At 63.4% G+C, this 25,291-nt stretch carries 19 protein-coding genes and 1 other RNA gene; 9 read left to right on the forward strand and 11 right to left on the reverse strand.

All coding sequences use genetic code 11. The features are described 5' to 3' along the window. Window positions 1-308: 308 nt before the first annotated feature. Window positions 309-1,040 (forward strand): hypothetical protein, encoded by a 732-nt coding sequence (locus tag H618_RS0103775; RefSeq protein WP_028693799.1) that lies wholly within the window; start codon window positions 309-311, stop codon window positions 1,038-1,040. Between the two features lie 79 nt (window positions 1,041-1,119). On the opposite strand, the gene H618_RS22290 is transcribed toward H618_RS0103775, so the two are convergent. The 7 genes from H618_RS22290 to H618_RS0103805 all read right to left on the reverse strand — a co-directional run bounded on the left by H618_RS22290 (window position 1,120) and on the right by H618_RS0103805 (window position 11,073). Beyond that, entirely contained in the window at window positions 1,120-2,202 is a 1,083-nt protein-coding gene (locus H618_RS22290; RefSeq protein WP_245586746.1) for a reverse transcriptase family protein, read from the reverse strand. A gap of 114 nt (window positions 2,203-2,316) precedes the next feature. Beyond that, window positions 2,317-2,568 carry a hypothetical protein gene (locus tag H618_RS0103785; RefSeq protein ID WP_028693800.1) on the reverse strand — a complete coding sequence of 84 codons (252 nt, stop codon included), beginning with the start codon at window positions 2,566-2,568 and terminating at the stop codon, window positions 2,317-2,319. A 594-nt stretch (window positions 2,569-3,162) separates the two neighbouring features. After that, window positions 3,163-3,259, reverse strand: an RNA gene (gene ffs / locus H618_RS22295) — signal recognition particle sRNA small type. Between the two features lie 122 nt (window positions 3,260-3,381). Then, window positions 3,382-5,736, reverse strand: a complete 2,355-nt coding sequence (gene ligA / locus H618_RS0103790; RefSeq protein WP_028693801.1) for an NAD-dependent DNA ligase LigA — start codon at window positions 5,734-5,736, stop codon at window positions 3,382-3,384. 96 nt (window positions 5,737-5,832) lie between these two features. Next, window positions 5,833-6,714 (reverse strand): cell division protein ZipA, encoded by an 882-nt coding sequence (zipA, locus tag H618_RS0103795; RefSeq protein ID WP_028693802.1) that lies wholly within the window; start codon window positions 6,712-6,714, stop codon window positions 5,833-5,835. A gap of 207 nt (window positions 6,715-6,921) precedes the next feature. After that, window positions 6,922-10,410 carry a chromosome segregation protein SMC gene (gene smc, locus H618_RS0103800; protein WP_028693803.1) on the reverse strand — a complete coding sequence of 1,163 codons (3,489 nt, stop codon included), beginning with the start codon at window positions 10,408-10,410 and terminating at the stop codon, window positions 6,922-6,924. A gap of 3 nt (window positions 10,411-10,413) precedes the next feature. Next, a complete protein-coding gene (locus H618_RS0103805; protein ID WP_028693804.1) occupies window positions 10,414-11,073 on the reverse strand; it encodes a GntR family transcriptional regulator in 660 nt (219 codons plus the stop codon). 267 nt (window positions 11,074-11,340) lie between these two features. On the opposite strand from H618_RS0103805, the gene xdhA reads away from it, so the two are divergent. From xdhA to guaD, 4 genes are read left to right on the forward strand one after another with little or no spacing between them, the layout of a single operon-like run. Next, window positions 11,341-12,792, forward strand: coding sequence for a xanthine dehydrogenase small subunit (gene xdhA, locus H618_RS0103810; RefSeq protein WP_028693805.1), 1,452 nt, complete (start codon window positions 11,341-11,343; stop codon window positions 12,790-12,792). Next, window positions 12,785-15,214 carry a xanthine dehydrogenase molybdopterin binding subunit gene (gene xdhB, locus H618_RS0103815; RefSeq protein ID WP_028693806.1) on the forward strand — a complete coding sequence of 810 codons (2,430 nt, stop codon included), beginning with the start codon at window positions 12,785-12,787 and terminating at the stop codon, window positions 15,212-15,214. The genes xdhA and xdhB overlap by 8 nt, the downstream gene beginning before the upstream one ends. A 43-nt stretch (window positions 15,215-15,257) precedes the next feature. Continuing rightward, window positions 15,258-16,118 (forward strand): xanthine dehydrogenase accessory protein XdhC, encoded by an 861-nt coding sequence (xdhC, locus tag H618_RS0103820; RefSeq protein WP_028693807.1) that lies wholly within the window; start codon window positions 15,258-15,260, stop codon window positions 16,116-16,118. Further along, window positions 16,115-17,419 (forward strand): guanine deaminase, encoded by a 1,305-nt coding sequence (gene guaD, locus H618_RS0103825; protein WP_028693808.1) that lies wholly within the window; start codon window positions 16,115-16,117, stop codon window positions 17,417-17,419. The genes xdhC and guaD overlap by 4 nt, the downstream gene beginning before the upstream one ends. Window positions 17,420-17,513: 94 nt before the next feature. Here guaD and H618_RS0103830 read toward each other — a convergent pair whose 3' ends face one another. Then, the gene (locus tag H618_RS0103830; RefSeq protein WP_028693809.1) at window positions 17,514-18,269 is read right to left on the reverse strand and encodes a GntR family transcriptional regulator; all 756 of its coding nucleotides are present in this window, start codon (window positions 18,267-18,269) and stop codon (window positions 17,514-17,516) included. A 345-nt stretch (window positions 18,270-18,614) separates the two neighbouring features. Here H618_RS0103830 and H618_RS0103835 point away from each other — a divergent pair, with 345 nt between their 5' ends. After that, a complete protein-coding gene (locus tag H618_RS0103835) occupies window positions 18,615-19,964 on the forward strand; it encodes an NCS2 family permease (protein ID WP_028693810.1) in 1,350 nt (449 codons plus the stop codon). Window positions 19,965-19,967: 3 nt separating this feature from the next. Here H618_RS0103835 and H618_RS0103840 read toward each other — a convergent pair whose 3' ends face one another. Next, entirely contained in the window at window positions 19,968-20,771 is an 804-nt protein-coding gene (locus H618_RS0103840) for an MOSC domain-containing protein (RefSeq protein WP_028693811.1), read from the reverse strand. A gap of 43 nt (window positions 20,772-20,814) precedes the next feature. Continuing rightward, window positions 20,815-21,750: a chemotaxis protein CheV gene (locus H618_RS0103845; RefSeq protein WP_028693812.1), complete on the reverse strand. Its 936-nt coding sequence runs from the start codon at window positions 21,748-21,750 to the stop codon at window positions 20,815-20,817. Window positions 21,751-22,092: 342 nt separating this feature from the next. Here H618_RS0103845 and H618_RS21195 point away from each other — a divergent pair, with 342 nt between their 5' ends. The 3 genes from H618_RS21195 to H618_RS0103860 all read left to right on the forward strand — a co-directional run bounded on the left by H618_RS21195 (window position 22,093) and on the right by H618_RS0103860 (window position 24,393). Next, window positions 22,093-22,566 carry a hypothetical protein gene (locus H618_RS21195; protein WP_050577194.1) on the forward strand — a complete coding sequence of 158 codons (474 nt, stop codon included), beginning with the start codon at window positions 22,093-22,095 and terminating at the stop codon, window positions 22,564-22,566. 293 nt (window positions 22,567-22,859) lie between these two features. Next, complete coding sequence (locus H618_RS0103855; RefSeq protein WP_028693813.1) at window positions 22,860-23,756, forward strand: sensor histidine kinase; 897 nt, start codon at window positions 22,860-22,862, stop codon at window positions 23,754-23,756. Beyond that, entirely contained in the window at window positions 23,746-24,393 is a 648-nt protein-coding gene (locus H618_RS0103860) for a response regulator (protein ID WP_028693814.1), read from the forward strand. Before H618_RS0103855 ends, H618_RS0103860 begins: the two co-directional genes overlap by 11 nt. On the opposite strand, the gene yegS is transcribed toward H618_RS0103860, so the two are convergent. Beyond that, window positions 24,377-25,264, reverse strand: a complete 888-nt coding sequence (gene yegS / locus H618_RS0103865) for a lipid kinase YegS (protein ID WP_028693815.1) — start codon at window positions 25,262-25,264, stop codon at window positions 24,377-24,379. The genes H618_RS0103860 and yegS overlap by 17 nt on opposite strands. Window positions 25,265-25,291: the final 27 nt, after the last annotated feature.

Consider the following 25,291-nt stretch of genomic DNA (forward strand, 5'->3'; position numbering starts at 1 on the left):
ACGAACGCAGATGCCGTAACGTCAGCAATCGACCGCATACGCTCATAGCCGCCTTCAGGGCGGCTTTTTCGTACCCTGATATTTTGGAATCCTAGCTGGCTAGTGGGTAGCTGATCGGCGTGGGGGTTAGGCACCGCCCGATTGATGGTCAGAGCTGAGCCACCACTGCGAAGCCTCATTTCCAGAAATGAACCCCGTGATATTTCAACCCCAGATATCATAGGGATATTTGCGTGTAGGCAAAGGCCAGTTTAAAAAGGGGCAGCTAGCCGTTATTGTGGTGGCCCATCTATCCCACAGGACTTCCGATGACTGCACACCCATCTTGGGCACCCTGCATAGCCGACGCCTACGCCAATAAATACGGCGAGGTAGCTGAAGACTTCTTATCGCTCGTGGTCATTCCATCGCTGGCAGCCCTAGAACAGAAAGGCGTTGAAATTGCGAAACAGGAAGATCAAGCGCTTGCTGCCTTCCATCTACATGATCATCGCCACCTGATTACAAAGACCAGCATGGCGCTATGCTTAGGCATCCAGTCGCTTTGGGAGCAGCAGCTACGCGATTACCTTTGCTACTGTGGCGTGAAGGTAAAGCACAAAGGCAGCACAGTGGACCTTATACAAAGCGCCAAGTGGGGAGTCACGGGCAAGATGCCTTCACTGAACCAGTTGTTCCACGAGATACGCGGCTTGCCAATTGAGGAGTTTGAGTCTTACAGCCGTCTCGACAAGCTTCATGTACTAGGGAACGTGTGTCGGCATGGCGAGGGGGACTCAGCGGCAAAGCTCAGGGCAATGTACCCTGAGTTATGGCCAATGGTTGGTACTGATAGCGAGCCGTTTGGCATGGCCGTAGCACCTCAGAGGCCCGTGAAAGGCATGCTGGTTTCCGCTGAACTGCTGCGAGACTTTGTGAACTCAGTTGTACTGTTCTGGCTGGACATGCGGATTGCTTGCACTGAGGGGCTTATGTGGGACGCCCCAGCGATGTCCAAGGAAGTGGCAAAGCTTCAAGCCCAGAGAGGCGCCCTGCTATGATTATGGCGCCAATAGGGGCTGGGGAGTTGCGGCCCCTTTGTCAGCAAGCGAAGCTACATTCCTCACACGAAATGCCCCATCAGTCCCAAGGCAAGGGACCATCTCGCTCCGCTGAATAAGGTTCCCGTAGCCCAACTCCGACAGGTGGAGTAGCGGATTCAGCCACGCCAGTCGCCGCTAGCTGGTAACGATCAAGTAATGGCGTTTGATGCGACAGCTTCACAGCATTGAGACGCCCCTTGAATGCTTTACCATCTGGATGACCGCAAGCTATGAGTCTCCCCACCCGCCCCATCGCACGGTTGTAGACCGGTTCGAGATCGAGCCAACGACTACCGGCCTCGCTCATTAGCTCAAGCTCCCGAACTGCTGAGCGTATGCATTTACGCTCCGATTTCGTCAGCCCTGGTGTAGGATTGAACACACTCAATCCTGTCACCGTAACCGGCTGGAAGGTTGCGTCATCAGCTTTGATGCCCTGACCACGAACACGTATATGAAGCTTCGCACGCTTCTGGCGACACCCTTTGGAAGCCAGCATCCCAGTGATGGTTGAAACGATGTCGGATAGCTCGTCCGATGACGGCTCATGGCGACAAGAAACAGTGATGTCATCAGCAAATCGGGAGTACTGAAAGCCGCGCCCCATGAGGTCTTCTACTATCTTGGGCTCTACGTCCCAGAACAACAAATTTGCAATGTAGCCGCTGGTGCTAGCGCCTTGGGGAGTACTACCCTCACGGGTACATATAGACGAAAGCAAGGTTGCTACAGGCGTGCTGAATCCGAACAGCTGACGAAATAAGGCATCAACCTGCTGCATTGATATAGACGGGTAGAAGTTCTGGATATCCTGAAGAACGAGGTACTTTGATCCTGCATGCACAGCCGCATTACTATGGATGCTTCTCGGAGACTGACGATCCTTGATCCCGCCATGGAGGTAGGCAGGGAAAACCGCTTTTGACAACAGTCTGTCAACTAGTTTGCGTTGCACTCTCTTGAGAGGCTCATGAGCATCGTACGTGTCTCGCGTCTCAGGCGGCATGCCCGGCTTGACTTTCTTCTGTTGGGGCACATGGCGGTACATTCGGTCAGCTCTGGCGGCCAGCCTTTCAAGCAGTTGCTCGCTCTCGCCAAGCGCTAGGGCCAATGACTTCACACTATGAATTGGCCTGAAGGGGTACCTGGGAGCGTCCAAATTCCAAACCCTGAAATGAAGAAGGGCCGATACGTAGATCGGCCCCTCAGAATTCGAATGATGTGATTTGCTGCGTCATGGGATCAACCCAATGAGCTTGTCCATAGCATCACAGACATACTCCCAGTACTCAAGCTTGTTTTCCCAGAGATCCAAAAGTGCTTGGCGAATCACGAGCTCCTTCACTACGTCACGAAGGCGCTTTATACGACTGCCATTCCCTCTTTCCTTCTTTGAATTCTTGCCATTGACTGTAACGCGGGTGTCTTGGTTATTGTGCTTTTGCAGCTCTGTCCGAGGACTAGCCGCTTTCTTAGATCGCAACATGGTATAGCTCCTTGACCGGCGAAATTGCCGCCGCCAAAGCATTCCGGGCCGAATGGAACTACCAAGACACCACTACAAACCACAGTTCTGCTTTCCGATCTTGATAAATCAAGATCGGAAAGCCGTCGCCGCCACATCTCGTCACCGTGAAGAGCTTCGCCGTAAAGACTTAACGCACAGCATCACGTTAGCGCTGCCCTGCATCACCGTAATGGCCGAAACCGTAGGGGACGTGAGGAGCGTGACGTTTATCGGTGACGCGTATCGATAGCGCACAGTGACGGGTCGTGCGGAGAGGTAGCTTTGACGAACATCAAAGCTGGTCGGTTTCCCAACCACCAACTGCAAGCCCAGAGAATTTAACCATGTTTAAAGAGCACCTGGACGGTACGCCCAGCGAGTTCTTTATACCCTTCGATAGAACACGAAGCAATGCCAATGTGCCACTAAATATGACAAGGCTTTGAGAGAGGGCTTTAGCAGCTTAGAATGCACAGCACGACGCACCACTAAGATGTACCTAAACGCTGTCACACTTCGAGATTTTTGAGCGAGAAATCCTTGAGAATTCAAGGACTTGCATAATGGAGGCAGCCCCACCAGCCACACCCCGGCACACGATGTTCCCGCTATGGCTGCTTCCTTCCGGATCTGACCAGGTTAACGGGTAATCATTGCGGGGGGACCGGTGGGGCCACCACTACGCGGTTCGCCATGTGACGAACCGCGCCATTGTACCGCTCTGAAGCGAAGTTACAACCTCTGTCTCAAGAAAAAACCATCATTTCTCAATGACTTGTCTTCGAACTCGGCTCAGAGGGTGATGCCGTGCTCGCCAAGGAAGGTGATGAAGGCGTCTTCATCGAGCACCTTCAGGCCCAGTTCATTGGCTTTGGTCAGCTTGGAGCCGGCGCCGGGGCCGGCGACCACGCAGTGGGTCTTGCTCGACACCGAGCCTGCCACCTTGGCGCCAAGCCCTTCGAGGTGGTCCTTGGCGATGTCGCGGCTCATGCGCTCGAGGCTGCCGGTCAGCACCCAGGTCTGCCCGGCCAGGGGCAGGCCTTCGGCGGTCTTTTTCTCGCTGCTCCAGTGCATGCCGAAGTCCAGCAGTTGGGCCTCGATGGCGCGCGCCAGTTGCTGGTGTTCGGGGTCCTTGAAGAATTCCCGTACAGCCTCGGCGGGTTTGGCTGACAGGGCCTGGCGCAAATCGATGCCGTCGGCGGCGATGATGGCGTCGAGGGAGCCGAGCTTGGCCACCAGTTTTTCTGCGCCGGTCGGGCCGACTGAGGCGATGTCGAGCTTGGCGATCAGCCCGGCGAGCGTGGTGCTGGCAGCGAACTCGGCCGCCAGCTCGCCTTGGTCCTGCAACTGCATGCCGCTTCCGAGCAACTGTTCGATGACCTGCTGGTTGTGCGGGTCCTGGAAGAAGTTGTGAATTTCATAGGCCACTTCCAGGCCGATGTCCGGCAGGTAGGTGAGCACCTGCGGTAGCGCCACCTGCACCCGCGCCAAGCTACCCAACGAGCGCGCCAGCACCTTGGCGGTCTCTTCACCGACATCGGGAATGCCCAAGGCATAGATGAAGCGCGCCAACGTCGGCTTTTGGCTGGCCTTGATCGCCTCCAGCAGCTTGTTGCTCGACACCTCGGCGAAGCCTTCCAGCGCCACTATCTGGTCGAAGGTCAGTTGGTAGAGGTCGGCCGGGGAGCGGATCAGCCCTTCGTCGACCAGTTGCTCGACGCTCTTCTCGCCGATGCCGTCGATGTCCATGGCCCGTCGCGACACATAGTGGATGATCGCCTGCTTGAGCTGCGCCGCGCAGCTCAGCCGGCCCACGCAGCGGTACACCGCGCCTTCGCTGATGGTCGCCCTGCCCTTGCTGCGCTTGACCAGCTGGGTGCGCTCGACCTGCGAACCGCACACCGGGCACTGGCTGGGAATCTGCACGGCGCGGGCGTCGTCCGGACGACGCTCGAGGACGACTTGCATCACCTGCGGAATGACGTCACCGGCACGGCGGATGATCACCGTGTCGCCGATGTGCACATCCAGGCGGGCGATTTCATCCATGTTGTGCAACGTGGCGTTGGACACCGTCACCCCAGCCACCTTGACCGGGCGCAGGCGCGCCACCGGCGTCACCGCGCCGGTGCGGCCCACCTGAAACTCCACATCGAGCACTTCGGTGAGCTCTTCGAGCGCCGGAAACTTGTGGGCGATGGCCCAGCGCGGTTCGCGGGCGCGAAAGCCCAGTTCGCGCTGCGAGGCCAAGCTGTTGACCTTGAACACCACGCCGTCGATTTCGTAGGCCAGCGCAGTGCGTCGCTCACCGATGTCACGGTAATAGGCCAGGCACTCCTCGATGCCGGCGGCGTGCTTGAGTTCATGGCTGATCGGCAGGCCCCAGACCTTGAGCTGCTGCAGGGTGTCGATATGGCTGGGGGCGATGGGCGCGGAAGTCTGGCCGACGCCGTAGCAGCAGAATTCCAGCGGTCGGCTGGCGGTGATCTTCGAGTCGAGCTGACGCAGGCTGCCGGCAGCGGCGTTGCGCGGGTTGGCGAAGGTCTTGCCGCCAACCTCAGCCTGGGCGGCGTTGAGGCGCTCGAAACCGGCCTTGCTGATGAACACCTCGCCGCGCACTTCCAGCACCTGCGGCCAGCCGCTGCCGTGCAGCTTGAGCGGCACGTTGCGGATGGTGCGCACGTTGCTGCTGATGTCTTCGCCGGTGCTGCCGTCACCGCGGGTGGCGCCTTGCACCAGTTGTCCGTCGCGGTACAGCAGGCTGACCGCCAGGCCATCGAGCTTGGGCTCGCAGCTGTAGTCCACCGCCGCGCCGTCGCCGAGCAGGTCGGCGCTGGGCAGGTCGAGGCCTTCGGTGACGCGGCGACCGAACTCACGCAGGTCGGCTTCTTCGAAGGCGTTACCCAGGCTAAGCATGGGCACTTCGTGACGGATCTGCTGGAAGGCCGCCAAGGCCGCGCCGCCCACGCGCTGGGTGGGCGAATCCGGAGTGACCAGATGCGGATGCTCGGCCTCGAGCGCCTTCAGCTCGTTGAACAAGCGGTCGTATTCGGCGTCGGGCACGCTCGGCTCGTCAAGCACGTAGTAACTGTAGTTGTGCTTATCCAGCTCGGTGCGCAGCTCAAGAATTCGGGTTTCGGCGGTCATCTTCGGTGTTCTCTGCAAAGCAAAAGAGCAGCCAGGGGCTGCTCTCAGGTTCGATCATCGCGAGCAGATCGAGGGCCGATCTACTCGGTGGGTGCATCAGCGTTTCTGGGTCAGGGCGCGGCGTTCGAATTCGACGATGCGCTGACGGTAGTGCTCGATGGTTTGCGCGGTGAGCACGCTGCGCTGGTCGTCCTTCAGCTCGCCGTCCAGCTCGTGGGCCAGCTTGCGGGCAGCGGCGACCATCACGTCGAATGCCTGTTTCGGATGACGAGGACCGGGCAGACCGAGGAAGAAGCTCACCGCACGGGTGCTGAAATGGTCGATGTCGTCCAGATCGAAAATACCCGGTTTGACCGCATTGGCCATGGAGAACAGCACTTCGCCATGCCCGGCCATGCTTTCGTGGCGGTGGAAGATATCCATGTCGCCGAAGCGCAGGCCGCTTTCCAGGATGTTCTGCAGCAATGCCGGGCCTTTGAAACCGCCTGGATCGCGGGAAATGACGCTGATCACCAGCACTTCGTCGACCGGCGGCAAATCCTTGGCCGGGCTGGAGGCTGCGGCGAAGCCGTTGCCCGAGGTGTGCGACTCGTCGAAATCGTCATCACTGGCAGAGAACAGCTCCGGCTCGCGTGCTTCGCGCGGCTCGGCGGCCAGCGGCGCTTCGCTCGATTGCGGTTCGACGCGCTTGGCGCGCTTGGCGGGCTTGGCGGGCTTGACGTCGCGGTCGCGCCCCGACGCGCTCATCGATGGCAGGTCGGTTTCATCCAGTTCAGGTTCCTTGTGGGTGTCGAGCACCCGTGGCGGGCCGAGCACTTCAGCGCTGCCCTCATCGTCCTGGACGTTGGAATAATTGCGGTCCAGACGGAATTTCAAACGGCCTTTGCCGCCGCGCATGCGGCGCCAACCGTCGAAAAGAATGCCGGCAATGACAATGATGCCGATCAGGATCAGCCACTCGCGCAGACCGATTTCCATGTAATTCCCGTGCCTCTGTAAAAAAATATGCTGAAAAACAAAGGGTTCAAAAGCCCTTTAACACGTAGCGGCAAGCCTATGTTCTGCCAAGGCTTTTGCTGCGTGTAAAACGAGTGACATAAAGCTAGCACGACCTCGGCAAACTTTACACCGTCTGTCGGCCTTGTCAGGAAATTCCCCTACAAGACAGGCCCTATTCTTCCCGCATTAGCCGTCGACCATTGCCATCGCTGCCTCGACATCCACGGCAACCAGCCTGGAACAGCCCGGCTCATGCATGGTGACGCCCATCAACTGGTCGGCCATTTCCATGGCGATCTTGTTGTGGGTGATGTAGATGAACTGCACGGTCTCGCTCATTTCCTTGACCAGCCTGGCGTAGCGCCCAACGTTGGCGTCGTCCAACGGGGCATCGACTTCGTCGAGCATGCAGAACGGCGCAGGGTTGAGCTTGAAGATGGCAAATACCAGGGCCAGTGCGGTCAGTGCTTTCTCCCCACCCGACAGCAAATGGATGGTGCTGTTCTTCTTGCCGGGCGGACGGGCCATGATCGTCACCCCTGTATCGAGTAAATCTTCGCCCGTCAGTTCCAGATAAGCGCTGCCGCCACCGAAAACTTTTGGAAAAAGTGCCTGCAAACCGGCATTTATCTGATCAAAGGTATCTTTGAAACGATTGCGCGTTTCTTTGTCGATCTTGCGAATGACGTTTTCCAGGGTGTCCAGCGCTTCGGCCAGATCAGCGTTCTGCGCATCCAGATAGCGCTTGCGCTCGGACTGCTGCTGGTACTCCTCGATGGCTGCCAGGTTGATCGCACCAAGACGCTGGATGCGCCCTTCGACCTGCTCGATGGCCTGTTCGGTGAGAGGCTCGGTGGCGTCGTCCTCGAGGGTGGCGAGCACGCCGTGCAGGTCGTAGCCATCGGCAAGCAGTTGTTCCTGCAAGGTCTTGCGCCGCACATCCAGGCCCTGGCTTTCCAGGCGCATCTGCTCGAGCTGGCCACGCAGCAACTGGGCTTGTTGCTCGGCCTGGGTGCGGCGCTTTTCCACCTCACGCAGCTCACGGTCGGCGTCTTCCATGTGCAGGCGGGCCTGGCGCATTTCCTCGTCCACACTCATGCGCCGTTCGAGCAGTTCCTCAAGGGTCATGCTCAGTTCTTCCAGCGGTGCGGCGCCCTCCTCCAGGTTCAGGCTCAGCTGCTCCTGACGCTCGATCAGTCGCTGCGACTGCTGGGTCAGGCGCTCGAGGGCCTGGCGGGTGGATTCGTGCTGCGCGCGCAGCGAGCCGAGACGCACCGCCAGTTGATGGGCGTGATCCTTGTGCTGGCGAGCCTCCTGGCGAATACGGTCGAGGCGCTCGCGCAGGCCGTCACGCCGGGCCAGCAACTGCTCGCGCTGCTCGGTGTCCTCGGCCATCACCTCCAGCGCTTCTTGCAGCAGCAGGCGCGCTTCGCCGAGGGCTTCAAGCTCCAGCTCGCGCTGTTGCTCCAGCTCGCCCAGCTCGTGTTGCAGGCGCTGACGGCGCAGTTGCAGTTGCTCGGCACGGGCGCGACTGGCCGACAGGCGCGCCTTGAGCTCGCCCAGTTGGCGGTTTTCTTCCTGGCTGCGGCGGCGCAGCTGCTCGCGCTGGGCTTCGTGCTCGCGCAGTTGCTGATCCAGCGCAGCCAACTGCTGCTCGGCCTGCTCCAGGGCGTTGTGTTGTTGCTCGCGCTGGGCATCGAGCTGTTCGATTTCCTGCGCCCGCGCCAACATGCCGCCCTGGGCATCGGCGCCACGGCTGACGCGCAGGTAATGCTTGCCCACCCAGTAGCCATCACGGCTGATCAGGCTCTGCCCACTGGTCAGGGTGCCGCGCAGGGCCAGGGCTTGTTCGAGGCTTTCCACCGGCCTCACCTGGGCCAGCCACGGCGCCAGATCGGTGCGCCCGTTGACCTTGTCGAGCAGGCTGCCGGGGGCGGCGGTCGAGCCGCTGGCAGCGAGCAGCAGGCGCAGCTCACCGCTTTCCAAAAGGCTTGGGTCGAGCCCGGCAAAATCATCCACCAGTACCGCGTGCAGGTCGGCGCCGAGCACGGTCTCGACCGCCAGCTCCCAGCCGGCCTCCACGCGCAGCCCCTCGGCCAGCCGTGGCGCCGCTTGCAGGCCATGCTGGCGCAACCAGTCACTGGCCCCGGCGCTGGGCTCCAGCGCCGCCTGCTGCAAGGCTTCCAGCGACGCCAGACGCCCGCCCAGGCGTTGCAGTTCGCCCTGGCGGGTCTGCTGCTCGGTAGTGGCCTGGCGCACCTGTTCGCGCAGGCTGTCGAGGCGCTCGACCACCTGCTGCTCGGCCACCTGCAACTCTTCAAGCAGCATCTCGCCGCGGGCCACCTGCTCGCTCATGTCCAGAATCAGCGCGTCTTCCGGGTCGGCGCCGAGCTGTTCGCGCTCGTCAGCGAGCTTGCGCTGGCGCTCGAGCAGGCGCTCGAGGCCGGTTTCCAGTTGCTGCAGGCGAGCCTGCTGAACCTCGGCCTGACGCCGCGGCTCGGCGGAGCGGGTGTTGAAGGTGTCCCATTGCTCTTGCCAGCCGTGCATGCCCAGCTCGGCCTCTTCCAGGGCAGCGGCGGCCTCTTCGGCGGCATCGAGGCTCATGGCCTGCTCGGGCTCGAGCATTTCCAGCTCTTCGCCAAGGGTGGCCAGCAAGGTCTGGTCGTGGCCCAGGTGCGATTCGGTTTCCTGGCGGCTGCGTTCGGCTTCGCGCAGGTCGTCCTGCAACTGACGCAGACGCTGCTGGCCGTGCTGGATGCTCTGTTCGACCCGGGCGATATCGCCAGCCACCGAATAGAAACGTGCCTGCACCTGATTGAAACGTTCCGACAGCTCGTGATGGCCATCACGCAGCCGCTCGATACCGGCATCGGCGTTGCGCTGCTCGGCCACCAGCGCTTCGAAGGCGATTTCCTGGTCGGCAATTACCGCTTCGCGCTGTGCCACGCGCAGGTCCAGGTCACGCCAGCGCAGCGCCGCCAGGCGCGCCTTGAGCTGACGCTCCTGGTCTTTGTATTCGCGGTACTTCTCGGCCGCCTGGGCCTGGCGATGCAGGCGTTCGAGCTGGCGCTCGAGCTCTTCGCGCAGGTCGGTCAGGCGGGCAAGGTTTTCCTGGGTGCGGCGGATGCGGCTTTCGGTTTCCCGGCGGCGTTCCTTGTACTTGGAAATGCCTGCCGCCTCTTCGATGAAGTTGCGCAGCTCTTCGGGCTTGGCCTCGATCAGCTTGGAGATCATGCCCTGCTCGATGATCGAATAGCTGCGCGGGCCAAGGCCGGTGCCGAGGAAGATGTCGGTGATGTCGCGGCGCCGGCACTTGCTGCCGTTGAGGTAGTAGGTGTTCTGCGCCTCGCGGGTGACCTTGCGGCGGATGGAGATTTCCGCGTAGGCAGCGTACTCACCGACCAGGGTGTTGTCGCTGTTGTCGAACACCAGCTCGATGCTGGCCTGGCTGACCGGCTTGCGGCTGGTCGAGCCATTGAAGATGACGTCGGTCATCGACTCGCCACGCAGGTTCTTCGCCGAACTTTCGCCCATCACCCAGCGCACGGCGTCGATGATGTTCGACTTGCCGCAGCCATTGGGCCCGACCACGGCGGCCATGTTGCTTGGGAAGTTGACGGTGGTGGGGTCGACGAAGGACTTGAACCCGGCCAGGCGGATACATTTCAGACGCATCGATCAACCCTTCGCCAGCGCCGCCAGGACCAGCTCGCAGCTGCGCTGGCAGTAGGCGGTGAGTACCTCGCGGATGCGCGGCAGGTCACGCGCCAGCACCGCTTCGAGCAGGCGTGCGAACAGTTCCAGGTAGTCGATCATGCTGGCCTTGCGCTGGTCGAGGGCCAGGTAATAGGCGCGGCTCATGGCCGGTTGCAGGTTCTCGACGGTTTCTTGCAGGTACGGGTTGTCGGCAAATGGATAGGCGGCGCGCATCACCGCGAAGCTTTCGGCGACGAAGGTCTTGATGTCCTGGCGGTCGTGGGCCTGCTGCAGGCGCTGCTGGATGGCCAGAAACGGCAGCAGGTCGACTTCGTTGGCCCATTTGCGTGCCACTTCATTGCCCAGCAGGATGTAGAACTCGCCCATCAAGGTGCACAGGCTGCGCACGCTGCGCTCGTCCAGGCGGGTCACGTGGGCGCCACGCCGGGCAAGGATGGTGACCAGATGCCGGCGTTCGAGAATCAGCAGCGCCTCGCGTACCGAGCCGCGGCTGACGTTCAGCGCCTGGGTGACCTTCTGCTCCTGAATGCGCTCACCTGGGGCTAGTTCGCCGCGAATGATGCGCTCGGCCAGGTGATGTGCGATCTGCTCGGAGAGACTGTCCGGCGCCTTGAACGTCATGGGTGTCCTTGGGAAGCAATGAACGGGCAAAGGCGCGATTGTAGCGCACTTGCCCCGGCCTGGCGCAGCGTGGCGTGGCGCTTTGTGCGAGTTTGCGCGCAGGCACAGGATTGGGCGCGAACTATGCTTGCAGCATTGATGGGTGAAGGTGTGGAGCGGCCTTTCGACTGATTTCCTGACTTTAAGGTCAGAAAAATATTGACCACCCAATCAGCCGTGCATAGAGTCCGCCCTACAACAACAAAAACTCACAGCGAGGCCACCTCCGTGATCCAGTTTCTCGTCAACCAGACGCTGCGCAGCGAGCCGGCGCTGGACCCGAACATGACCGTGCTCGACTACCTGCGCCAGCACCTGGGCAAGACCGGCACCAAGGAAGGCTGCGCCAGCGGCGATTGCGGCGCCTGCACGGTGGTGGTCGGCGAACTGATCGATGACGGCGACGGCGAACGCCTGCGCTACCGCAGCCTCAACAGCTGCCTGACCTTCGTCGCCGCGCTGCACGGCAAGCAGCTGATCAGCGTCGAAGACCTCAAGCACCAGGGCCAGTTGCACAGCGTGCAGCAGGCCATGGCCGACTGTCACGGCTCGCAGTGCGGCTTCTGCACCCCCGGTTTCGTCATGTCGCTGTTCGCCCTGCAAAAGAACAGCGACGCTGCCGACACGCACCAGGCGCACCAGGCCCTGGCCGGCAACCTGTGCCGCTGCACAGGCTACCGGCCCATTCTCGACGCCGCGGCGCAGTGCTGCAGCGGGGACAACTCCGACCAGTTCGACGCCCGCCAGCAACAGACCATCGCCCAGCTCAAGGCCATTGCCCCGCAAGGCACCGCAGAGCTGGCCAGTGCCGACAAGCGCTGCCTGCTGCCGAGCACGGTGAGCGAGCTGGCCGAGCTGTACAGCGCCCTGCCCGAGGCACGGCTGCTGGCAGGCGGCACCGATCTCGCGCTGGAGGTCACGCAGATGCACAAGCGCTTGCCGGTGATGATCTACCTGGGCGGGGTGGCGGAGCTACGCGGTGTCGAGCAGCGCGACGGCCACCTGCACATCGGCGCCGCCACCGCGCTGAGCGACTGCCACGCGGTACTCGCCGCGCACTACCCAGACTTCGGCGCCCTGCTGCAACGCTTCGCCTCACTGCAGATCCGCAACCAGGGCACCTTGGGCGGCAACATTGGCAACGCCTCGCCCATCGGCGACGCGCCGCCGCTGCTGATCGCCTTGGGCAGCGAGTTGCTGCTGCGTCAGGGTCAGCGTCAGCGGCGCCTGGCCCTGGAGGATTACTTCATCGACTACCGGGTCACCGCCCGCGAGCCGGGCGAATTCATCGAGCAGGTCATCGTGCCGTGCGCGAGCGAGGCCTGGACCTTGCGCGCCTACAAGGTCTCCAAGCGTCTGGACGATGACATCTCCGCGGTGTGCGCAGCCTTCAACCTGAAGCTGCACGAGGGCAACGTCGAAGACCTGCGCCTGGCCTTCGGCGGCATGGCCGCGATTCCCAAGCGCGCGCGTGCCTGCGAAGCGGCGCTGCGCGGACAACCCTGGACCCAGGCCAGCATCGAGCGCGCCTGCCAGGCCCTGGCCGACGACTTCACCCCGCTGTCGGACTTTCGCGCCAGTCAGGCCTACCGCCTGCTGACCGCGCAGAACCTGCTGCGCAAGTGTTTCATCGAGCTGCAATCGCCGCACATCGCCACCCGGGTGACCGCCTATGTCTGAGCATCACGTCAAGAGCCAGGCCGAAATGGCCGAACTGTTCCGCCACGACTTGCGCACCGGCGTCGGCCGCAGCGTCAAGCATGACAGCGCCGACAAGCATGTCAGCGGCGAAGCGATCTACATCGATGACCGCCTGGAATTCCCCAACCAGTTGCACGTCTACGCGCGCACCTCCGACCGCGCCCATGCACGCATCCTGCGCATCGACACCGCGCCGTGCCTGGCTATCGAGGGCGTGCGCATCGTCATCACCCATGAAGACATACCCGGCTTGAAGGACATCGGCCCGGTGGTGGCCGGCGATCCGCTGCTGGCCATCGACACCGTGGAATATGTCGGCCAACCAGTGCTGGCCGTAGCTGCCTGCGACCTGGACACCGCTCGCCGCGCAGCCATGGCAGCGATCATCGAGTATGAAGACCTCGAGCCGGTGCTGGATGTGGTGCAGGCACTGCGGGAAAAACATTTCGTGCTCGACAGCCACACCCATCAGCGCGGCGACGCGGCCGCAGCCTTGGCCAGCGCGCCGCACCGCCTGCAAGGCAGCCTGCACATCGGCGGCCAGGAGCATTTCTATCTCGAGACCCAGGTGTCTTCGGTGATGCCCAGCGAAGACGGCGGGATGATCGTCTACTGCTCGACGCAGAACCCCACCGAGGTGCAGAAACTGGTGGCCGAGGTTCTCGGCATCGCCATGCACCGTGTGGTGATCGACATGCGCCGCATGGGCGGTGGTTTTGGCGGCAAGGAAACCCAGGCGGCCAGCCCGGCGTGCCTGTGCGCGGTGATCGCCCACCTCACCGGCCAGCCGACCAAGATGCGCCTGCCGCGGGTCGAAGACATGAGCATGACCGGCAAGCGCCACCCGTTCTACGTGGAGTACGACGTCGGCTTCGAAGACGATGGCCGGCTGCACGGCATACAGCTGGAACTGGCCGGCAACTGCGGCTATTCACCGGACCTTTCGGGCTCGATCGTCGACCGCGCCATGTTCCACGCCGACAACGCCTATTACCTGGGCGATGCCACCATCAATGGCCACCGCTGCAAGACCAATACCGCCTCCAACACCGCCTACCGCGGCTTCGGCGGCCCGCAGGGGATGATCGCCATCGAGCAGGTGATGGACCACATCGCCCGCCACCTGGGGCTCGACCCACTGGCCGTGCGCAAGGCCAACTACTATGGCCAGCACGAGCGCAACGTCACCCACTACTACCAGACCGTCGAGCACAACCTGCTCGAAGAAATCACTGCAGAACTCGAGGCCAGCAGCGACTACGCCGAACGCCGCGCCGCCATCGGCCGCTTCAACGCCGCCAGCCCGGTGCTGAAAAAAGGCCTGGCGCTGACCCCGGTGAAATTCGGGATCTCCTTCACCGCCACCTTCCTCAACCAGGCCGGCGCGCTGATTCACATCTATACCGACGGCAGCATCCACCTCAATCACGGCGGTACCGAGATGGGCCAGGGCCTGAACACCAAGGTGGCGCAGGTGGTGGCTGAGGTGTTCCAGGTCGACATCAGCCGTATCCAGATCACCGCCACCAATACCGATAAAGTCCCCAACACCTCGCCCACCGCCGCCTCCAGCGGCGCCGATCTCAACGGCAAGGCTGCGCAGAACGCCGCGCAGATCCTCAAGCAGCGTCTGGTGGAGTTCGCCGCCCGGCATTTTCAGGTCAGCGAAGAAGACGTCGAGTTCCGCAACGGCCACATCCGTGCTCGCGAGCAACTGCTGAGCTTCGAACAGCTGGTTCAACTGGCCTATTTCGCCCAGGTGTCGCTGTCGAGCACCGGCTTCTACCGCACGCCGAAAATCTTCTACGACCGCAGCCAGGCGCGCGGCCGGCCGTTCTATTACTACGCCTTCGGCGCGGCCTGCGTGGAAGTGCTGATCGACACCCTGACCGGCGAGTACAAGCTGCTGCGCGCCGACCTGCTGCATGACGTCGGCGACTCGCTGAATCCGGCCATCGACATCGGCCAGGTCGAGGGCGGTTTCATCCAGGGGGTGGGCTGGCTGACCTGTGAAGAGCTGGTGTGGAATGCCAAGGGCAAGCTGGTGACCAATGGCCCGGCCAGCTACAAGATTCCCGCCGTGGCAGACATGCCGGAAGATCTGCGCGTCAAGCTGGTGGAAAAGCGCAAGAACCCGGAAGACACGGTGTTTCACTCCAAGGCCGTGGGCGAGCCGCCGTTCATGCTCGGCATCGCCGCCTGGTGTGCGCTCAAGGACGCCGTGGCGAGCCTGGCCGATTACCGCCTGCAACCGCAGATCGACGCCCCCGCCACCCCGGAACGGGTGCTGTGGGGCTGCGAGCAGATGCGCCAGGCGCGGGCTGCGGTCGAGGCTGAACAGCCTGCCCCCTGCCCGCTGCACACAGCCGGCGCAGCGCCGCTGCCCACCACGAACAGCTGATGGCTTACGCGGTTGCCCGCGCGAATTCTGGAGGGACGAGCACATGCACACCTGGATAAACGCCCTCGCCGATCACCAGCGCCGCGGTGAGCCGTGCGTGCTGGTGACTATCATCGAAGAACGCGGCTCAACCCCGCGCAATGCCGGCTCGAAAATGGTGGTCAGCGCCAGCGCGCTGTTCGACACCATCGGCGGCGGCCACTTGGAATACAAGGCCCTGCATATCGCCAGGCAGCTGCTGGCCGAGGGCCGCAGTGCGCCGCACCTGGAGCGCTTCAGCCTCGGCGCCAGCCTCGGCCAGTGCTGCGGCGGCGCCACGGTGCTGCTGTTCGAGCCGATGATCAGCGTGCAGGCGCAGATTGCCGTGTTCGGCGCAGGCCATGTCGGCCGCGCTCTGGTACCCTTGCTCGCCGCGTTGCCGTGCCGGGTGCGCTGGATCGATTCGCGCGCCGAACAATTCCCCGCGCAGGTGCCTGACGGTGTGCAGCACATCGTCAGCGAGGAGCCGCTCGACGAAGTCGCCACGCTGCCGCCTGGGTGCTACTGCATCGTCATGACCCACAACCACGCGCTGGACCTGGAACTGACCGCCGCGATTCTCAAGCGCAATGATTTCACCTGGTTCGGCCTGATCGGCTCGCGCAGCAAACGCGTGAAGTTCGAGCATCGCCTGCGCCAGCGCGGCTTTGCCGACCCGCTGCTGGCGCGCATGCGCTGTCCGATGGGCCTGGCCGAGGTCAAGGGCAAGCTGCCCATCGAGATCGCCGTGTCCATCGCCGCGGAAATCATTGCCACCTACAACGCCCGTTTCGGTCAGCACGACGCTGCCTGCAACGCCGGCCCCATTGCCCAGTTGCTGCCGCCTTCACGGCGCAGCCACGCCCCTTTGACGAGCCTGACATGACCGTTACCCGCAAAGCCTACCGCGCCGCCATCCTGCACAGCATCGCCGACCCTGCCGAGGTCGGCGTGCAGGCCTCCCATGAGTATTTCGAAGATGGCCTGCTGGTCATCGAACAGGGCCGCATCAGCGCCGTGGGCCACGCCAGCGCGCTGCTGCCGACGCTTGCCGCCGACATCGAAGTGGTGCATTACCAGGATGCGCTGATCACCCCAGGCTTCATCGACACCCACATCCATTTCCCGCAGACCGGCATGATCGGCTCCTACGGCGAACAACTGCTGGATTGGCTCAACACCTACACCTTCCCGTGCGAGCGGCAGTTCGCCGACAAGGCCCATGCCGACCAGGTCGCCAAACTGTTCATCGATGAGCTGCTGCGCAACGGCACCACCACCGCGTTGGTGTTCGGCAGCGTGCACCCTGAGTCGGTCAACGCGCTGTTCGAGCAGGCCGAACGCCTCGATCTGCGCCTGATCGCCGGCAAGGTGATGATGGACCGCAACGCCCCGGACTACCTCACCGACAGCGCAGAATCGGGTTACCAGGACAGCAAGGCGCTGATCCAGCGCTGGCATGGCAAGGGACGCCTGCACTACGCGGTGACGCCGCGCTTCGCGCCCACCAGCACGCCCGAGCAACTGGCCGCAGCCGGACGCCTGCTCAAAGAGCACCCGGGCGTCTACCTGCACACGCACCTGTCGGAAAACCTCAAGGAAATCGACTGGGTCAAGCAGCTGTTCCCCGAGCGCAGCGGCTACCTGGATGTCTACGACCACTTCGAACTGCTCGGCGAGCGTTCGGTGTTCGCCCACGGCGTGCACTTGTGCGACGAGGAATGCCAGCGCCTGGCCGAGACGGGTTCAGCGGTGGCGTTCTGCCCGACCTCGAACCTGTTCCTGGGCAGTGGGCTGTTCAACCTGCCCCAGGCCGAGCGCTTCAAGGTCAACGTGGGGCTGGGTACCGATGTGGGCGCCGGCACCAGTTTTTCCCTGCTCAACACTTTGAACGAAGCCTACAAGGTCATGCAGTTGCAGGGCGCGCCGCTGCACCCGTTCAAATCGCTGTACCTGGCGACCCTGGGCGGCGCCCGCGCCTTGCATCTGGACGACCGCATCGGCAGCCTGCGCGTCGGCAACGATGCCGACTTCGTGGTCCTCGACTACAAGGCCACGCCGCTGCTCGACTACCGCCTGCAACAGTCGACCAGCATCGAGGAAACCCTGTTCGTGCTCACCACCCTGGGCGACGACCGCACCGTGCGCGAAACCTTTGCGGCGGGGCGTTCGGTGCATCGGCGTTGAGCGATTGATGGCGCAGTTCACCTGAGCGGCTTCAGCCGCGATGGCCGGCAACGCCGGCCCAGCTCAGATTACCCTGCAGCCATCGGCGTGGGCATCAGCCCTTGGCCGCAGCCTTGGGCTTTTTCAGCAGGTGGGAGAACACGGCGTGGAGGTCGTCGGAGGCGCTTTCTTCGTCGAGGTTGAGCTTGCTGTCGATGTGATCCATGTGATGCATCATCAGGCTCACCGCCTGTTGCGCATCACCGGCCTCGATGGCGTCGATCAGTTGCATGTGCTCGTCGTACGAGCAATGCGAGCGGTTGCCGCTTTCGTACTGGGCGATGATCAGCGAAGTCTGCGACACCAGGCTGCGCTGGAAGCTCACCAGCGGTGCATTGCCGGCCGCCTCGGCCAGCTTGAGATGAAATTCGCCTGACAGGCGAATGCCCGCGCCGCGATCACCCCGCGAAAAACTGTCGCGTTCCTCACGCACCATCTGGCGTAGTTCGCTGAGCTGTTCGGCAGTGGCGTGCTGCACCGCCAGTTCGGTGATGGCGCGTTCGACCATGCGCCGCGAGAAGAACACCTGGCGCGCCTCTTCCACGCTGGGGCTGGCCACCACGGCGCCGCGGTTGGGCCGCAGCAGCACGACGCTTTCATGGGCAAGGCGCGAGAGCGCGCGGCGGATGATGGTGCGGCTGACTCCGAAAATCTCGCCCAGCGCTTCCTCGCTGAGCTTGGTGCCCGGCGCCAGGCGCTGCTCGAGGATGGCCTCGAAGATATGCGCGTAGACGATGTCGTCCTGGGTACCACTGCGACCGGCCTTGTTGGCGCGCACAGGTTTTTTCAGAGGTTGCAGCTGTTCGTTCATGGGCTCTCGGCGAGGAGGATCGGCCGGCGCATTCCTGGCGCTTGTGACGCCGCAGGAGGGCCTGGCAGGACCGGGTGGTGGTAATGGGCCAAAGTATTCGCTCATTGTACACAGGCTCTGGCCTTTCTGCAGTGCGCCAATGGCCTGTCCAGCGGTTGTACCGCAACCGTTGAACACAGAAAAGAAAACATTATTTGCATTCTTTGTACACAAACGCATAATCCAGCGAGCGACTTCCTGACCTTGTAGTCAACAAATCCCCAGGTCGTCGCCTCCCTCACAGGCCGCCTCGAAACTGGGGTGACTGCGCTCCGTACAACAAGAACGATTCGAGGAGTATTCGCTGTGGAAAGCCAAAAACCCGAAGCGCCCGCCGCCGACCGCACCCGCTCGCCTGCGGCCGGCGTGCTGGAACGGCTGTTCAGCCTGCACCGCCACGGCACCACGGTCAGGACCGAGCTGATCGCCGGCATGACCACCTTCATCACCATGGCCTACATCATCTTCGTCAACCCCAACATCATGGCCGATGCCGGTATCGACCATGGCGCCGCCTTCGTCGCCACCTGCATCGCGGCGGCGTTGGGCTGCCTGTTGATGGGCCTGTACGCCAACTGGCCAGTGGGGCTGGCGCCAGGGATGGGGCTGAACGCGTTCTTCACCTACACCGTGGTCGGCACCATGGGCTACAGCTGGCAGACCGCCCTGGGCGCGGTGTTCATTTCCGGGGTGCTGTTCATGATCCTGACCCTGTCACGGGTGCGCGAGTGGCTGCTCAACAGCATCCCGCTGAGCCTGCGCCATGCCATGGGCGCCGGGGTCGGGCTGTTTCTCGGGGTGATCGGGCTGAAGACCGCCGGCATCATCGTTGCCAGCCCGGCCACCTTGATCAAGCTCGGTTCGCTGCACGAGCCAGCACCGCTATTGGCGGCGCTGTGCTTTCTGCTGATCGCCATCCTCAGCTATCACCGGGTGTTCGGCGCGATTCTGATCAGCATCGTCAGCGTCACGCTGATTGGCTGGGGCTTGGGCCTGGTGCAGTACGGCGGAGTGTTCTCGCTACCACCGAGCCTGGCGCCGACCTGGCTGGCCATGGACCTTGCCGGGGTCTTCAACGTGAGCATGATCAGCGTGGTGCTGGCGTTTCTCTTCGTGCACATGTTCGACACTGCCGGCACGCTGATGGGCGTGGCGCAACGGGCCAACCTGGTCAAGGCCGATGGGCGCATCGAAAACCTCTCGCGGGCGCTCAAGGCCGACAGCGCCTCCAGCGTGTTCGGCGCCGCGGTCGGGGTGCCGCCGGTGACCAGCTATGTGGAAAGCGCCGCCGGGGTGGCTGCCGGTGGTCGCACGGGGCTGACGGCGGTGGTGGTCGGGCTGCTGTTCGTCGCGGCGATGTTCTTCGCCCCGCTGGCCGGGATGATTCCCGCCTACGCCACGGCCGGCGCACTGATCTATGTGGCGATGCTGATGATGGGCAGCATGGCGCACATCAACTGGGACGAGGCCACCGACTGCATCCCGGCGATCGTCACGCTGATCATGATGCCGCTGACCTTCTCGGTGGCCGACGGCATCGCGCTGGGCTTCATCAGCTACGTGGCGCTCAAGGCGGGCACCGGCCGGCACCGGGAGATTTCCGCGAGCCTGTGGGTGCTGTGCGTGATCTTCATCGCCAAGTTCGCGTTTCTTTAGGGTCTACTCCAGCACCTCGACCGACATACCCACCCTGAGCATGCCCTCACCATCGGCGGCCAGGTTCTGGCCGAACAGCACATCGCCGTCGCGGGCGCGGAAGGTCTTGAGGGTCAGCAGCGGCTCCTTGTCGGGGCTGCGCTGGCCGGTGGCGGGGTCGAGGGTGGTGAGGATGCAGCGCACGCTGGGCTTGAGCAGGCGCAAGGTGATGTCGCCAATGCGAATGCGCCGCCAGCGGTCTTCGGCGAAAGGCTCGGCGCCCTCGACCACGAGGTTCGGACGAAAGCGCAGCATGTGCATGGGTCGACCGATGCGGCGGTTCAGTTCATCCAGCGATCCTTGGCCTATCAGCAGCAACGGGAAGCCGTCGGGAAAGGCCGCGCGGTCGCTGTTCAGGCCGTAGCCGTTGGGCAGGTAACGCGCCCTGTGCGCCGGGCAATGCACCAGGCGCAGGGCTTTGCCGAGCAGTGCGCTGAGCCAGTCGGCAGCGGCATCACCGGCATCGGGCACCTGCAGGGTGTCACGCCAGATGGTCACCCCGCGCAGCGCATCGTCCGCCGCCGGCACTGGAACGTTCAGCGGGGCGAAGCCTGGCGCTTCGAGCCGCAGGCTGCCATCTGGCAGATGCAACGCGCTGATCTGGGTCATCTGCGGCCAGGCGCGCTGGGTGAGGAACTGGCCGTTGTCGGCGCGCACCACCATCCAGCGCCGATCGCCGGTCAGGCCCAAGGTGTCGACCGAGGACTCGGCCAGTATCTGGGCCTGACCTGACTTCAACGGATACCGATACAACGCACTCAACAGCATGGGACCCCGCCTCCTGGCTCAGCGAACGCCCAGCTTATACCGCTCACGCCTCGGCGACATCCAGCGACAGGCGATGACGCACCACCTCCACCAGGCGATCGGGCTGGAACTTGGAGAGGAAGTTGTCGCAGCCGACCTTCTTCACCATCGATTCGTTGAAGCTGCCCGACAGCGAGGTGTGCAGCACCACGTACAGGCCACGCAGGCGCGGATCGTTGCGGATTTCGGTGGTCAGGCGGTAGCCGTCCATTTCTGGCATTTCGGCATCGGTGAAGACCATCAGCAGCTTCTCGCAGATGTCCTCGCCGGCATCGGCCCAGGCCTTGAGCATGCGCAAGGCCTTGAGGCCGTCGCTGGCGACGTGCAGTTTCACGTCGAGCTGGGTCAGGGTGTCGCGCAACTGCGCCAGGGCCACACTGGAGTCGTCCACCAGCAGAATCTCGCGGCCGCGGGCCTTGGCCAGCAACGGATCGTCGAGCTTTTCGCGCGAGACCTTGGCGTTGTACGGCACGATCTCGGCCAGCACCTTCTCGACGTCGATCACCTCGACCAACTGCTCGTCGACCTTGGTGATGGCGGTGAGGTAGTGCTGACGACCGGCGCTGGTCGGCGGCGGCATGATCGATTCCCAGTTGAGGTTGACGATGCGCTCGACGCCACCGACCAGGAACGCCTGCACCGAGCGGTTGTACTCGGTGACGATGATCGTGCTGTCCGGGCCCGGCTGCAGCGGGCGCATGCCGATGGCCTGGGACAGGTCGATGACCGGCAGGGTCTGGCCACGCAGGTTGACCACGCCACAGACGAATGCGTGGCGCTGCGGCATGAGGGTCAGTTTGGGCAGTTGCAGCACTTCCTGAACCTTGAACACGTTGATCGCGAACAACTGGCGGCCGGCCAGGCGGAACATGAGAATTTCCAGGCGGTTTTCGCCTACCAGTTGCGTGCGCTGATCTACCGTGTCGAGAATGCCCGCCATTGCCCTGCCCCTGAGGTGAAAAAATGTCATTGGCCCTGTATCGGCGTCATGCGCGTTAACTTGATGGGAACGCGCAGCCTGGGTGGTGGCAATGATATCACTTTAATAGCACTGCAAGGGCTGGCCACACCCTTCATCCACCCCGACGCAAGCCCCGGCCCAGGCGGCTCGCAGCCTTGACCATCGGGGAAACCCTTACCCCATACCGGGTCGAACCTGATATTCGCGCTATCCATTACCCATTAATGTGATGCCCTTCGCACTGCATGGAAGGAGTCAGGCTTTGTTGCCACTAGTGTTCGAAGGCGCGGCAGCCGCCGCGCGTGGGCCGGGCCATTGAGCATGGATCAGCGCCCGTCCGACACCGCCACCCTGCGGCCGTTTCTTGTCGATGCCCGGCGTTTGCTGGCCACTGCCGAAGACTGCATGGCGCATCTGCAGCTGATCGACGACGATGCCGATGCCTGCCATTGCCTGCAACAGGCACTCAGCGCGCTGGCAGGACGCGCGGCGCTGGCCGGGGTCGACGAACTCACGCGCTATGCCGAGCCGCTGCGCTACCTGCTGTCGTTGGCGTGTCAGGCGCCGCGCCTGAGCGAAGTGCTGTTGCTGCGCACCCAGGCCTGCCTTGACCTGCTGGCCTGGCAGCTGGAATTGCTCGACCCCTCGACCGGCCGCATCGACCTCGATGAACAGGAACAACTGCGCCTGCTCCACGACCTGGCCGGCGCGCTGGATGCACAGCAACGCCTGATCGCCAGCGCCGACTGCGGCATGCCCTGCGCGCATGGCCGGTGGCACTCGCAGCCAGACTAAGTTGCAACTTGCCAGACGCAGAGGTGATTAAACGCGACAACTAACCCGCTTAACTATCGTTGTTACGCTGCAACTTGAACGCTGCATAAATACTGGCAATTGGCCTTGGTCGAATCCTGCCGGTGCCCCGTAAATACTGGGCGCGGCGCCACTTCGGGGGCGCCGCGACCAAACCAACCCGAAGTGATAACATGCGCCCAATCGATTATTCCTGACCCCACCCATACTGCATTGCGGCGCGCTGCCGATGCCACCCGCCGAACGTCCCGTCCTCATTAGCGATCTCTCTGACTATGCCGTCATGTGCCAAGCCCCGTTCCCGCCCGTGTCAGCGCAGCGCTTGGTTGCGCCGGGTCACTGGCCTGCTGTGCACGGCGTCATTGGCAGCCAACCTGTGCTACTGGGAGCGTGCGCAGGCCTTGCCTGGCGAGGTGTTGCTGTTGCAGGGGCTGGCGCTGCTGGCGGTGCTCGGGCTGTTGCGTCAACGACGCCGCGCGATCAGCCTGCTGCCCGAGGAGCTGGCGCAGCGCATGCTGATGGTCCAGGAAGGCGAGCGTCAGCATCTGAGCCGCGAGCTGCATGACGATATCGGCCAGCTACTCACCGCCGCCACCTTGCAGCTCGACTGGCTGCAGCGGCGCCTGCCCGGCGAACTCAAGCCGCATGCCCTGACCCTGCGCGGCACCCTGGAACAAACCCTCACCCACGTGCGCGACGTCACCTGCCTGCTCAACCCGCGGCAACTGCTCAGCCTGGGCCTGGAGGCGAGCCTGCGCGCGCACCTGCTGCGCACCCTGCAGGCAAGCCCGGTGCGCTGGACCCTGCATTGCCCGCAGCGCCTGGACGGCGTGCCGACGGCCATCAGCATGGCGGCCTTTCGCATCACCCAGGAGGCCGTCACCAACCTGCTGCGCCATGCCCACGCCAGCAACCTGCACATCGAGCTGCGCCGCAGCGACGCGGGTCTGCTGCTGCGCATCGAGGACGACGGCGTCGGCTTCACCCCTGGCGCCGATCCGCAGCTGCTGGGGCAGCGTGGGCTGGCAGGCATGCAGGAGCGTGCCCAAGCCCTGCAAGGCACCTTCAGCCTCTCGAGCCAGCCGGGGCATGGCACGCGTATCGAAGCCCGTCTGCCGTGGCCACCGCGCAGCCACCCCCGCGCCCGGACACCCGTCAGCCATGGTCTGTAGGTTGCTGCTGGTCGACGACCACTCGCTGATTCGTGCAGGCGTTCGCGCGCTGATCGCCGACCTGCCCGGCTACCAGGTGGTCGGTGAAGCCGAAGACGGCCACCAGTTGCTGGCGCTGGTCGAACAGGTGGCAGCCGATATCGTCCTGCTGGATCTGTCGATGCGCTCGACCAACGGCCTGGACGCAATGACCCAACTGCGCGAGGCCGGCGCTCCGTGCAAGGTGCTGATTCTGTCGATGCACACCGATCCGCAGACCATCATGCGCGCCCTGCACGCCGGCGCCCATGGCTACCTGCTCAAGGACACCAGCGCCAGCGAGCTGGAACAGGCGCTGCTGGCGCTGCGCAACAACGAGCGCTACCTCAGCCCGGCCATCGCCCATACCGTGATCAACCAGGCCTTGCAGCGCAGCCCCGACCTTAGCGAGCGGCGCAGCCTCACCGCGCGGCAGCTGGAGATTCTGCGGCTGATCGTGCGCGGCAAGTCGACCCGGGAAATCGCCACCGGCCTTGGTCTGTCGATCAAGACGGTGGAGACTCACCGGGCCCAGATCATGAAGCGTCTGCACATCTTCGATGTCGCAGGTCTTGTGCTGTATGCGGTGCGCGAGAAGATCATCAACCTCGACGACTGAGCAGCGGCGAGCTGGTCGGCAGGTGCACGTTGATCGCGCCGGGGCGCGCCTCGAAACGCAGGTTGTCACCTTGCAGCGGTTCGCCATCGAGGTTGATGTCCAGGCCCTTGGCGCTCTTGATTTCGACCCACGGCAGACGGGCGCGGACGTACAAGCCACCGCCGCCCAGCAATTCACGCACGGCACCGACCATGTCCTGTGGCGCCGGCAGGATGCTCAGCTCCAGCAGGCCGTCATCGGCCAGGGCCTCCGGACACAGCTCATGGCCGCCACCAGCCTGACGCCCATTGCCGATGCCCAGTGCCAGCAAGTCGCCCTGCCAGTGGAAATCCGGGCCTTGCAGCTCCACCGAGGCAGCCTGCAACTCGCTGAAGCGGCTCAGGCCGGTGAACAGGTAAGCGGCGCCGCCGAGCACCTTCTTCAGGTCTTCCGAGGTATTGGCCGTGACCTGGCTGCCGAAGCCGCCGGTGGCCATGTTGAGGAACCACTGCTCACCGACCTTGCCCAGGTCGATGGGTCGCGCCGGCTGATCGAGCAGTGCCAGGGCCTGGGACGGCTCCAGCGGCACGCCGGCGGCGCGGGCGAAATCGTTGGCGGTACCCAGTGGCAGCAGCACCAGGCTGGCCTGCGTCGCCGCCTTGCCCATGGCTTCGGCGATATCGCGCAAGGTACCGTCACCACCGCCGGCAATCAGCGTTCCATAGCCGGCCTGCAGGGCTTCATCGACCAGCCGGGCAGCGTCGCCGCCTTCCCAGGTCAGGCGCACATCCAGGGTCCAGCCACGCTTGCGGCAGTGGGCCACGGCGCTGCGTACGTCTTCGTTCATGGCCTGTTTGCCATGCAAAATCAGCATTGCCTTGCGCTGCTGCATTGCGCTTCTCCGTTGGTGAGTACTACG

The organism is Pseudomonas cremoricolorata DSM 17059 = NBRC 16634 (assembly GCF_000425745.1).
Classification (GTDB): Bacteria; Pseudomonadota; Gammaproteobacteria; order Pseudomonadales; family Pseudomonadaceae; genus Aquipseudomonas; species Aquipseudomonas cremoricolorata.